The organism is Pricia sp. (genome assembly GCF_041745955.1).
Classification (GTDB): domain Bacteria; phylum Bacteroidota; class Bacteroidia; order Flavobacteriales; family Flavobacteriaceae; genus Pricia.
In genome coordinates, this window is sequence record NZ_JBGTHY010000517.1 from 1 (window position 1) to 12,323 (window position 12,323).

The window sequence follows — 12,323 nt, forward strand, 5'->3', positions numbered from 1 at the left end:
CGGCTTGATAGAATCAAATTCGTTTCCAAAATTAAAATGCCCCTTGAACTTAGTGGCATAGACGAGTATCCCGCTTTTATCGATTTTTGTGGTAAGACGTAATTCCGGAATTAAGTAAGCAAAGCTGCGATCTTCTTTTAAGTTGGCCTTATATCCCGCCGTCAGTCCGATGCCGATACCGGTTTTAGGTAGGGATGCATTGTCAAAGTTTTGATAGTTATAGCTGGCCTCGACCCCTAGAAAATCTTGACCATTAAATGCATCGGGATTGACCTCAGCGTTTTCTATAAAGTGCCCGTCAGTGCGTTCTACTTCTAAGTTCTCATACAGCATGACAATGCGGGCATGAATGAATTGAGAAAAACGACGTATGATATGAAGTGTTTGAAAACTATAATCGAGCGCAAATTAATTTTATATGGTTATAAAATTAACCCAATTAAGATGATGTAACTTGGTAGCAGAATGAGTATTATATTCCTATGTGGAAGATGGAGCGGCTACTTTTCCAAATCGATTTCTATACCGGTTTTTTCAATTTCGTATGCAAATGGATTTAGGACGTTAAAATCTTTCTAAATGGGACGAAATGGAACGAGGTACAGAAACGCCTGAAGGAGGCTTACCAAAAGTTACGAAAGGAAAAGGGGTAGGAATAGCGACAAGAATGGTCGAAGAAGGATTTGGAATTCAAGTAAGCTCACTAAAAAATCAAGAGGATGGATTTATTTTTCTGTCAACAGTCTAATACGGGCAATTTCCTTTACGGATACGTAAAAAATCGTAAATCCTATTCTGAAAGTTTCCCAAAGATTTCATCTTGGTACAAGTCCATTCTACTTTTCCGCAAATTGGCAAGATAGGCTTGGGTGGTACTGATACGTTTATGGCCCATCATCTGGGAAATCGCGGTCTACGGGATCCCCATATCATCCGCACCGGAAGCGAAGGTATGGCGTGCGGCATAGCTTGTGACGTTCTCTTCGATACCTGCCATTTTCGCAAGTTGTTTAAGATTTTTGTTGTACCATTACCTCGCCCAAGTTATTTTATTGTATTGGTCTATGGGGTTTGCATCTTCGATGATGTCCAAGAGATAATCTGATTTCTCTTTTTCTTGGGTAAAATAGTCCAAAATTGGTGCAAGCTGCCTATGGATTTTTATATTGAACGGTTCGTCCGTTTTTTGACGGGCGTACCTGATACGTCCGTCTACGATATTCGAAAGTTTCAGATTGGCGATATCCACAAAGGACATGCCGTTGAGCAAAAAGCTTATCATAAAGACGTTTCTATCCCGAAATAGGACGGTGCCTTCCTCTAGTTCCAATTCCGTGATCTTTCGGATGGCCGAAATGGTCAATGCCCTTTTTTTGGGTTTTCCGTTTCTTATGCTGTAGTCATTGAAAGCGTATCCTTCCTCGTCGGCCACGCCCGCTTTGATCGCCTTTCGATTTATGGCCCTAACGGTCCGTAGATATACGCTGATCCTCCCTAGTTTATTGCCTTTGGCAAAATAGTGACGTTCGAACCGGTTAAAAAATCAAGGTTCAGTTCATCAAAGGTAAAGTCCCGATTGTTTCTAAAGTTCCTTACCGCATTGAGGGTGTGTTGGTAGACCCGTGCGTTGCACACCTTCCCAAATGTAAAATGAAATGGTCGCTTTTTTACAGAAAACGGTAAATATTTATATTTTATGCCGTAAATAATACGTCATATACTCTCAAAAACGGCAAAAACATATTATATTCGCCGTATTTAATGCGGCATTAATAAAATAATCATGTATTTACATCGTAGAAAAGATTGGCCAAGCTTCAAATGGGATACTGATACCCTACTTCCATACGTTAGCAAAGTGCGTGATCAACAAGGCAGGTTATTAGGAAGAATGGAAGGCATGGGTTTCCAGTTAAGGGAAGAAGCAGTACTTGAGACATTAACGGAAGACATTGTTAGAACCAGCGAAATCGAGGGAGAGTTATTAGACCCTTTGGAGGTAAGGTCATCGGTAGCCAGTAGGCTAGGAATGGATATATCGGGACTATCCGATGCGAGCCGAGATGTAGAAGGTGTGGTCGAAATGATGTTGGATGCAACCCAAAAATATAAAGAAGTCATCACCAAGAATCGCCTATGTGGATGGCATGCAGCCCTTTTCCCAACAGGGAGAAGTGGGATGCATAAAATCATTGTTGGAGATTGGAGAGGTGATGAAGGAGGTCCGATGCAAATCGTTTCCGGCCCATTGGGAAGGGAAAAAGTGCATTATACCGCCCCGGAAGCGGCAAGACTTGATGCCGAAATGACTAGATTTATATACTGGTATAATATGGATACGAGCATGGAGCCTGTTATTAAATCGGCCATAGCCCATTTATGGTTCGTAAGTATCCACCCGTTCGATGATGGAAATGGAAGGATTGCCAGGGCCATTGCAGACAGCCAATTGGCCAGAGCGGATAGAACTAACCAACGATTCTACAGTATGTCGGGGCAGCTCCTAAAATCCAAAAATGGATATTATGAAATATTGGAGTCGACCCAAAAAGGAAGTATGGATGTGACCCAATGGCTTGTATGGTATTTTGAACGTTTGACCGAAGCACTTGAAGCAACAGAGGAAGCATTGTCTAAAATATTGGTTAAGGCAAAATTCTGGGAGTTGCATAAAACGACCCGGTTTAATGAGCGCCAAGTTGAAATGATAAACAAGCTTCAAGGTGATTTCATAGGGAAATTACATTCATCAAAATGGGCGAAAATGACGAAAGTACATAGAGACACAGCACTTAGGGATATTCAAGATTTAGTGGAAAAAGGAGTTTTAATGGAATCTGGTGAAGGGGGAAGAAGTACGAACTATATTTTGAATCTTTCTAATTAATAGTAGTGTAGAAGGCTACCACTAATGTGATAGGAACAAGAAGGTGTCTAGTGTAAGTAAAAATTCCTAAATGAATTCTATTATTCGTTCAAATTTTTATGTATGAATTCCACCCACTTAAAATTTGGAATAGTTTTATCGATATAGTAGTCGGGTTGAATTCCTTTTTCATCTATAGCCATTTCCGGAATCCTCATACTTCGGGATAAACAATATCCCAACTCGAATTCTCCACAAGGCGATTTGACAAAATACATATTGGAAATATCCGATACGCCCATTTTGGTTGTTCCGAACAGTTTCACCTTTTTGCTTTGTTTGGCGGAGAGTAAAAATTGCTCGGTCGTACTCCCATTGTTCCCGTTTATAACTATTGCTACATTCTTGGGATATTCATAAATAGTACCGTACCTTTTTATGTCAACAATCGTCGTATCTAAGTTTACAAATTGGCCAATCTGTTCGCTCAGCCTATCCAAGGCTTCTTTGGCCCATTTTTTATCACTCTCGGAGAAACTTTCATCTCCTATAAAATCCAACATTCTTTGATTGTTCAAAGGCGTTGATAAAAATTCTACACCTACCGGTCGGATAGGGTTGGAATAAATCAAGGGAAGTATTTCCTGAAAACTGGAATCACTGCCACCTCCGTTATTTCTTAGGTCGATTATTAGATTCTCGGTATTTAGGATTTCTTCCCTATTACTAAAGATTACAGTGTCAATTGCTGCCTTCACATCATGGGAAAATGAGGGGATCCTTAAAATTAGCGTAGTGTTATTCAACTTTTTCAAAAAAGGTTTATCCGCCCTTATCAATTGAAAATATTGCTCAACAAATTCATCGGTTTCAAATTTTGTATTTGACCTTTCAAGAGTCATGTGGCCTATTTTTAGATAGTTAATGCCTAAGAGTTCGGCACTGTTGAATGACTGGGCAGTGTGGTCATTCATATAGCAGGTCGAACATATTTGATTCCCTTTTTTACCGATCTTAAGTTTTATTTGCCCTTTTCTCCAATATACACCATCTGCCTCGACAATAAATCCGACATAATTCTCCCCTTGCTTTTTTATTCCGATCTTATAAGGCTGCGAATCCCAAATACCTTCATAATCCGCTTCGGTTTTCGTCTGCAGGTAATTTTCAAGACTTTTCAAGTCAATATCGATTCGCTCCCCATTTTCGAAATCTCTAATAATGTCACCGTCCTTTTTTTCGATTACCCCGCTTTGATCTTCTCCATTACCGATCTCCCTTATCTCAATATGTTCCGACCTAAAAAAGGTCAGCCATTCAGAAAGGGCTTGAAAACAGCTGGCCGAATTGTTTATGGTCTTGATTTTTCGGAAAAAAACTTCATTATGGCCTTCACCCTAGCGCGTCCTTCAAAAATAGTTTGTGTAGGTCTCAACTATGCGCAGCATGCCGCCGAGAGCGATATGGCAATACCTAAAGAGCCGATTCTTTTCTTTAAGTCGACCTCTGCCATGGTCGGGCCGAACGATTATCTGGTCATTCCAAAAGGTGGCGAGAAAACCGATTGGGAAGTCGAATTGGCAATCGTTATCGAAGAAAAGGCATCTTATGTTTCGGAGGCCGATGCCTTTGATCATATAGCAGGGTATGTCTTGCACAACGACTATAGTGAGCGGGCTTTTCAAATTGAAAAAGAGGGACAGTGGTGCAAGGGAAAAGGGTGTGATACTTTCGCCCCTATAAGGCCATTTATCGCCACGAAAGACGAAATTACAGATCCCAATAATCTACACCTGTGGCTGAAATTAAAGGGTGAAACCGTGCAGGACAGTTCGACCTCCGATTTTATTTTTAATGTTCAGCAGGTAGTGAGTTATATCAGCCAGTTTATGACCTTACTTCCGGGAGATATCATCTCGACCGGTACTCCCTGTGGGGTCGGCCCTGGTTTCGCCCCCCCCAAAAAAATATTTGAAGGCTGGAGATGTCGTTGAACTGGGTATTGAAGGTCTCGGAACCTCGAAACAAACGGCTAAAACATATCAATGATTACATAGAAAAACACTTGACCACGACCTGGGTAATCGCAAATACACTTGTTTTTCTGCTATCGGAAGCTTCTAGTCATACAAAGGGGCAATTGATCTTTGTAGATGGGCGATATACGCATTTGGACAGGACATTGTAAGATGATATAATATGTAAGACTCGCAAAAACCATTGCTAAAAAGCTAAGCTAACTATAGATATATTGGCGTACTTTGGAAAAATCAGGAGTATGATTCAAGAGTCTGTTTTAAATTGTTCCGATGGTTGCCTTGTCAATTAATGCTTGACATAAACCGTTTTCCGATTGACAAATTCCATCATCCCCTCTTTTGCCAGTTCACGCCCGTATCCCGAGTTTTTCGTGCCACCAAAAGGCAATCTCGGGTCAGATTTCACTAATTCATTAATAAAATAGGCTCCATCACTGACCCTGTCCGCATGTTTCAAGGCTTTCTCTATATTTTTGGTGCATACGGTTACCCCAAGCCCATAGTTGGAATTTTCGGAGAGTTCGAACGCATGATTTATATCTTTCGCTTTAATCATAGCGGCCAACGGCCCAAAGGTTTCTTGGTCAAATACGGCCATACCCGGTAAGACATCTCCCAGAATAGTAGGTTCGTGGTAGCACCCGTTTTGATTACCGCCCAATAATAGCGTAGCACCCTTTTTAACCGACTCGTTCACCTGTTTGTTCAACTGATCGGCAAGATCAATCCGAGCGAGCGGGCCTACGTTGGTGTTTTCGTCCATAGGGTCTCCCGATTTCAATAGTTTTACGGCTTCGGTGAATTTCATAACGAATTCGTCGTAAATACCTTCTATTAAAATAAAACGCTTGGCTGCGATACAACTTTGTCCGCAGTTAAACATTCGGGCCGTAACTGCAGTTTTTACGGCCTCATCAATATCGGCATCCTCCCAAACAATAAAAGCGTTATTACCACCGAGTTCCAAAACGGTTTTTTTGATATGACGACCTGAAATTTCAGCCACGGCCGAACCGGCCCTTTCACTTCCGGTGAGGGTAATGGCTTTTACGGTATCATTGGCAATGATTAATTCGGTTTGATCGTGATGCACTATCAGTTTTTGGAAAACATAAGAGGGATAGCCTGCTTTCTTGAAGACGTCTTCAATTTGTTGGGCACAACCAAAAACATTAGGCGCGTGCTTCAACAATCCTGTATTTCCTGCGGTCAAGGTCGGCGCCGCATATCTGAAAACTTGCCAAAAAGGAAAATTCCATGGCATGATTGCCAAGACACCTCCAATAGGGTCATGTCGCACAAAACTTTTATCGGCATCGGTGGTTATGTATTCATCTGCAAGAAATGCAGACGCATTTTCAGCATAGTAGTCGCACACCCATGCGCATTTGTTTACCTCCGATCGAGATTCCGAGATGGGTTTCCCCATTTCCAGGGTAATCATTTTGGCATATTCCTCTACGTTATCCCGCAATACTTGACCAGCATTTTTAATAAGTTGACAGCGCTCTGCAATAGGCACTTTTCTCCAAGACTCAAATGCTTGTTGGCTTTTGTTTAGTTTTTCATCCAGCTCATCCTTTGTGAGCGCGGTAAATATGCCAACCTGCTCATTGTTATAAGGATTAACACTTTGGAATTCCATAGTAAATTAATTTATTGGTTGGAAAAACCAATGGTGATGATTGTTTCGAAATTAAGAACGCTGTTGTTTTTAATTCTGCCATTTCCCCCAATAACTTTTACCCAAATTGGCCCAATAATCAGCCAGTATTTCCCAAGAGATTTCTCCTCTATGAACTATATTTTTACGGAGTAATTGTGATTGTTCATTGTCTTCTGCATTTGAGGAATGTGCCATAGCACTAACCAGGGTTTCGGTAACGGTTTCCTGCCAATTTGGTTTAGAAGTACCAGGTACAACGGCTTCTTGTGGCGTATTTTTAGGTATTTCAGATGTAACGCTCGCCCAATCAGTATATGGTATTGAGGCTTTGGCAGATTCTTCGAATTGGATTAATTTATATTGCTCCTGAAATCCTTCAAAAGTTTGGGTAACTTTTTCATCAGGCCAGCGTATTTCCACCACTCCTTTTGCAGGTTGGTAAACCGCAGTAAATAAGGTTCCAAAACCTTCCTTGAACTTTGTATTGTAAAGTGGCTTCTGAAGAAAAGCATCTGCAATTGCCGATGCCTTTACTCCTTTTTTGGCTAACATTTTTTCCAAAAATGCAGAGCGTTCCAATGTTTTATTGAAAGCTGCGTTCTCTGGCCAGTCTACAGTTCCCTGAAAATTGGTTGTAAAAGCGGCATCGGTTACAACAGCTTCCTTATCGGGTGCAAGTTGCACTGTTTTAAAAGCGCCTTTTTTGTCCACAACGGTTACATTGTAAGACATATGGGAAGGAATCCTAACCAACGCTGCGACGGCTTCTTCTACATCGCTGCAGAATTCCAAAACGTATCGCAAAATAAAAGGAATCCCGAAACCTTCACCCACAACCTTTCTTCCTCCAAAAGTGAGGGAAATTGCAAGTCCATCTTCATTCATTCCGTCTACGGCCCCAATTAAACAATCACTTGTCGCAATTACTTTTTTACCATTCCAGGCACTCATCAACTGCGTGCCCTCTATTAAATTCGGGTGATAGTCATAATTGCGCACCAGCTGGATTTCCTCTCCGGACAAAACCGCGTTAGAGCAGGCACTAATGTAAGCCGGGGGTTGAAAACCGGTTAAAAATCTTGCTGCCACCTCATCAGCTTTGGCGAGTTCGCACAGTCGCTCGTAGGTTGGCCACATTTCAGGCATGTATTTTTTTAAGGCGGCCTGAGAGGTTTTTAGATCCGGAACCTGAGTGTTGCCTTTTGAAATTAGCCAGGCTTTATAAGCTTCCCAGTGCGTGTGATATAGTTTTTGCCATTTCTCTCCCGGTAAACCCGGTTCAGAAACTGCAGTAAAGTGAAGTTGCATATTTTTAGTGTTTTTTTAAATCTATTTTAACCCGCATTATATCTCATAACGGATGGCCCAAAATACCCTGAATAATCAGGACGGGCTGTTAAATTATTTTTTTATTTCGTTAAAGTACCGGAAAGTTTTGGCTTCTTCTTGTCCTCAACCATTTCAGATTTATACTGCGAACGGATGGCCTTGATCCAGTGCTTGGCCCTGTTGTTTAATTCAAATTCATCGGTCATCATACGCCCTCTGGTTACTAGAATACCCATATCTGCTCCTTCATATAGGTAATCTTCTTTTTTGGATATCCTTAAAAAGAACGCTTCATTTTCATTTTCTACGGCCCTACGGTGTGTATCCATTCGGTCATATTGGATATGCCCTGTATCATACATTCTCCAGATCCCTGATTTTGGCGAATCGGTCACGTATTCTATCGTGTCTTCGGTATGCTTCACAATTAACTGGCTCCATCCATCGAGATTTTCCTGATTGGACCAACGCTTGTTGATAGCTTCAATGTCCAGTTCGTATTCAATATCCATCCATTCGAGAATATGGAACACAAATAAAGGCGCATCGGCAAGGGCAAAAACCGCGTGGTTTGTAATAGAACTAGCTCCTGTTACCCTAGGATTCAATTCTCCGAGATAAATTTCGCCATTTTCCTGATCTATGAGAAAATCAAGTTCAAAATAGCCTTTATAGCCTTCTTCCCTTAGCTGATTTCCGAAAAGCTGTGTATTCTCAATGGCTTTCTGCCTTAATTCCGGGGTGAAAGCATTTGGATAGATCTCATTCCCACACCAGCCACCTTCATAAGGCGTTAGTTCTTTGAAACCTACCAATTCAGTCATTAATGGTGCTACAATTGTTCCGTGACGGGTTACACAGGCTTCAATTGCAGATCCCCTGCAGCGAATACGCTTCATAATTTTCACTTCCTCTTCCGCTTCAATCTCTTTAGCGTATTTCTTGTATTCTTTCTCATTGGAAATAAAAAAGGTAGTATGTCCTGAATCACCAAAAGGCGTTTGTATTACCAATTGGGTACCAAGTTCTTTCGAAACTTTAGTAAGGTGTTTATAATTGTTAACTTTAGAAAGCACATAAGGAACACATGCCACTCCCGCCTTTTCGGCAATTCTATTTGTATTAACCTTATTATCTAGGAAGGTGCGCATTTCGGCGCTGGGGAACATAATCTCCAGACCCAATTTTTCAGCCAGTCTTTCGGTTTCTTCGTTAAACATTAAAAACATCGCTTTACCGGGCCTACCCTCTACTGATCTTGTTTTGAGATAATCCTGCACCTCGGGGTGTTGAAGCAAATAGTTATTAATGTCTTCAATGCCATCAAAATCATCATGCGGAATTTCTTGTTTTGGAGAAAATACATTAGGGTGTAATCCGTCAAAGCATTCAATATAGGTGATGAATTTGAAACCTTTAATCCATTCATCGGCTCCTAAAAGGTTGAAATTGGTAGCGCTAATAAAATATAAGGGTTCTTCATTTTTATGAAAAGATCTACGGATGTCTGAAACTCCCTTTAATTGCTTCTTTTTAGGGGCAGAAGATGTTACAGCCTTTTTGTTGCCTGTTGCCGTTTTGGAAGCCTTGGCAGGTTTAGCGGTCGCTTTAGATTGTTTAGCGGCAGGTTTTGGCTTTGCTTTTTCTGTTTTCGAACTTGACGGAGTTTGCTTTTTCGGTTTTTCACTCTTTCCCCTGATTGGAACCTTTGTTCGATCTGTTCCTGTTTTTATTGGAGATTTCGTTTTTTTTTCTGGTGTCCCTTTAGATTTTGGAGTATTTGGTTTTTTAGCATCCATAATTATTGATTTTATTTAATTAATTTCTTTTTACTATTATTTCCCATGGAACCCATGGAGGTAACGGTCTTCTGCCTGTTCAATACTTTATCTTTAAAAATTCGCAACCCTAGATCAGCGCGATACCCATGAATTTCTGAAACATCCAATGCGGTCAAAAACTTTATAATTTCCTTACTGACTACCTGGCCGGGAACAAGTACCGGGAATCCTGGTGGATAAGGGATAATAAAAGAAGATGCGACTAAGGTTCGATCGTTTTCCATGGAAGGCAAGCATTCCGCTGATGGCATATATTCATAATTTTCTTCAGTATAAGCCAAGAAAAAAGCTTCCCTGATATCACCCCCCGGCACTCCAGGTACCGCTTGGAATGAATGGTGGAAATAACTAAAATCAGGTAAGGGCGGAAAATCTTTGGTCAAAGAAAAGATCCTATCCTGGCGGATCTTGTTTTCTTTGGCGCTTAGGGAAAGTAATTCCTTATCCAGTTCATCTGCAATTTTTAGCAAGGCATTGGTGAGATAGGTAACACTTCCTCTGGTAGTACCGATATTGGTCATAAATAAGACCGTGTTCCTGGAGGTTTTATTTATCTGGATATTAAATTTATCCATTAGGTATTTATTTTTGAAGGTATCTCCATCTACTCCGGTACGACCTACATGCAGCGTGATTTTGGTTGGGTCCAGCACGAATTCATCTTTCTCCCAGGCAGTTTCCATCCTGTTCCAGCCCTCTTTAGGATTATAATATTCAGAAAGCCCGGATTTTCGCAGTTCTTTAGGGATAAAATCACCCACCGTTAATACATCGAAATATTTATTGAGTCGTGGATGATCATTTATTTTTGCGCGCAGCACCATCGCCATTTCTATACTTTTTTCCACAAGCTCATAGCCTTCAAACTGCACCTGCCTTCTGCCGGCATCTAATGAAGCCAGCATTTGATAGTTTGGTGATGTGGACGTATGCGTCATATAGGCTTCCATAAACGTATTTTCGCTCTTTCTTCGGAAGTCTTCGTCCCAAATATGTATCATAGAGCCCTGGCGGAAGCTGCTCAACGTTTTGTGGGTGCTTTGGGTTGAATACACCCTGATTCGAACTTTATCAGGATCTGGAAGGCTTGGGATGTCACCTTTCTTAAGATTTTTGATATGGGCATCATATTCTTCCCTGTAGGCGCTGCTCCTGTATTTCTCATACAGTTTTTGAGCGACAAACATTCCTGTTCTTTGTTTATAATTATAGGTGAATCCAGCAAAAGCAAACCAGGCTTCATCCCACAAAAAGACCATATCGGGTTTTATGGCGAGGATTTCTTGCATTACTCTTTCTACATTGTAAACCAGTCCGTCAAAAGTACAGTTTGTTAGAAGCAACATTTTTACAAGATCTAATCTTCCTGCTTCCTTCAAACGAAGCAACTTTTCTTTTATCTGTTCCAAAGGAACTGCCCCGTACATTGAATATTCTTCTATAGGATAAGAATCCAAATAAACGGGATACGCTCCAGCCAAAACCAATCCGTAATGATGCGATTTATGGCAGTCGCGGTCAATAAGGATTACATCGCCCGGTTTTACCAGCGCCTGGACAACAATTTTGTTGGCTGTTGAAGTTCCGTTAGTTACAAAAAAGGTGTTTTGAGACCCATACGCATCGCTGGCCATCTCCTGCGCCTTTTTTAATGATCCCGTTGGCTGAAGCAAGGAATCTAAACCACCGGTTGTGGAAGAAGTTTCTGCCAAGAACATATTTCTGCCATAGAAATTACCAAAATCATTGATCCATCTGGATTTAAAAACTGAATTCCCCCTTGAAATTGGCATTGCATGAAATATGCCGGTAGGTTTTTTACTATATTCCTTTAAGGCAGAAAAGAAAGGAGTTTCATAGCGTTCGCTTATTCCCCTTAAAATGGTAAGGTGCAATTCCTGCACATCTTCAGTTCTGTAAAAAATCCTTTTGAAACTTTTTAGGGTACTGTCTTTAAGATTCCCCAGTGCAGTATCTGTGACGTAGTAGGTATCAAGTTCAGGCCTGAACTTCTTAACAAGATTACTTAAAATTGGACCCAGTTCAGATGAAGGTTTGGAAGCCAGATCAAGTTTCAAAACGTTTTGGATAAAGGGTTTTAAAGTGGGTGTTATTTTTTTGGAATGATAAGGCGGCGCATACCGCACCACCACAGCCTGGATGTTATAATTAAAGTGCAAGGCAATCAATGCATCCTCAAAAGACCGCTGCACCACGATCCCGTAATGGAATTGCTCATTGGCACCACGAATACCCCTAAGATCATTTCTTAGTTTGTTTTCCTCTTGAATGGAAATATCTTCAACAAATAAAACTTCGAAATAATTTTTTTTCACACCCTCCTGAAGCTCTCCTTTTTCTGAGGTATCAACACCAGGCTCGTCATCTTCAATAAAATCTGGATTACTTCTGTACTTATCGCTTACCAGATTTTTGGTGATCTCAGCTATTTTATGTGCCAACGCAGTATGTTCCTGCCTATCTAACATTTCGTTTAGCACTGGTAAACACGATCTTCCTGGAAATGCGAAATAACTTTCCACGCCCTCAAGCGCTTTCAAAAGAGAACGTAAGTTATTTTT

Annotated in this window: 9 protein-coding genes and 1 pseudogene; 3 read left to right on the plus strand and 7 right to left on the minus strand. The window is 40.9% G+C overall.

All coding sequences use genetic code 11. The features are described from left to right. A partial coding sequence (locus ACEW8S_RS18410; protein WP_373519570.1) for a hypothetical protein occupies nt 1–333 on the minus strand: 333 nt, incomplete at its 3' end. 256 nt (nt 334–589) lie between these two features. Between ACEW8S_RS18410 and ACEW8S_RS18415 the strand changes: the two genes are divergently transcribed. Then, complete coding sequence (locus tag ACEW8S_RS18415; RefSeq protein ID WP_373519571.1) at nt 590–748, plus strand: hypothetical protein; 159 nt, start codon at nt 590–592, stop codon at nt 746–748. 282 nt (nt 749–1,030) lie between these two features. Here ACEW8S_RS18415 and ACEW8S_RS18420 read toward each other — a convergent pair whose 3' ends face one another. Beyond that, nucleotides 1,031–1,432 (minus strand): hypothetical protein, encoded by a 402-nt coding sequence (locus tag ACEW8S_RS18420; protein ID WP_373519572.1) that lies wholly within the window; start codon nt 1,430–1,432, stop codon nt 1,031–1,033. Nucleotides 1,433–1,783: 351 nt separating this feature from the next. Here ACEW8S_RS18420 and ACEW8S_RS18425 point away from each other — a divergent pair, with 351 nt between their 5' ends. Continuing rightward, nucleotides 1,784–2,887 carry a Fic family protein gene (locus tag ACEW8S_RS18425; protein ID WP_373519573.1) on the plus strand — a complete coding sequence of 368 codons (1,104 nt, stop codon included), beginning with the start codon at nt 1,784–1,786 and terminating at the stop codon, nt 2,885–2,887. 80 nt (nt 2,888–2,967) lie between these two features. Here the strand turns inward: ACEW8S_RS18425 and ACEW8S_RS18430 are convergent, their stop codons facing one another. Continuing rightward, entirely contained in the window at nt 2,968–4,047 is a 1,080-nt protein-coding gene (locus tag ACEW8S_RS18430) for a S41 family peptidase (protein ID WP_373519574.1), read from the minus strand. 216 nt (nt 4,048–4,263) lie between these two features. On the opposite strand from ACEW8S_RS18430, the pseudogene ACEW8S_RS18435 reads away from it, so the two are divergent. Further along, nucleotides 4,264–4,915: pseudogene (locus ACEW8S_RS18435) on the plus strand (fumarylacetoacetate hydrolase family protein); the annotation flags it as partial. A 276-nt stretch (nt 4,916–5,191) separates the two neighbouring features. On the opposite strand, the gene ACEW8S_RS18440 reads toward ACEW8S_RS18435, so the two are convergent. The 4 genes from ACEW8S_RS18440 to ACEW8S_RS18455 all read right to left on the minus strand — a co-directional run. Further along, nucleotides 5,192–6,550, minus strand: coding sequence for an NAD-dependent succinate-semialdehyde dehydrogenase (locus ACEW8S_RS18440; protein ID WP_373519575.1), 1,359 nt, complete (start codon nt 6,548–6,550; stop codon nt 5,192–5,194). Nucleotides 6,551–6,619: 69 nt separating this feature from the next. After that, nucleotides 6,620–7,879, minus strand: coding sequence for a C45 family autoproteolytic acyltransferase/hydolase (locus ACEW8S_RS18445; protein WP_373519576.1), 1,260 nt, complete (start codon nt 7,877–7,879; stop codon nt 6,620–6,622). 101 nt (nt 7,880–7,980) lie between these two features. Further along, the gene (locus tag ACEW8S_RS18450; RefSeq protein ID WP_373519577.1) at nt 7,981–9,699 is read right to left on the minus strand and encodes a biotin carboxylase; all 1,719 of its coding nucleotides are present in this window, start codon (nt 9,697–9,699) and stop codon (nt 7,981–7,983) included. 11 nt (nt 9,700–9,710) lie between these two features. Beyond that, the coding region (locus tag ACEW8S_RS18455; RefSeq protein ID WP_373519578.1) for an aminotransferase class I/II-fold pyridoxal phosphate-dependent enzyme at nt 9,711–12,323 on the minus strand (2,613 nt) is incomplete at its 5' end.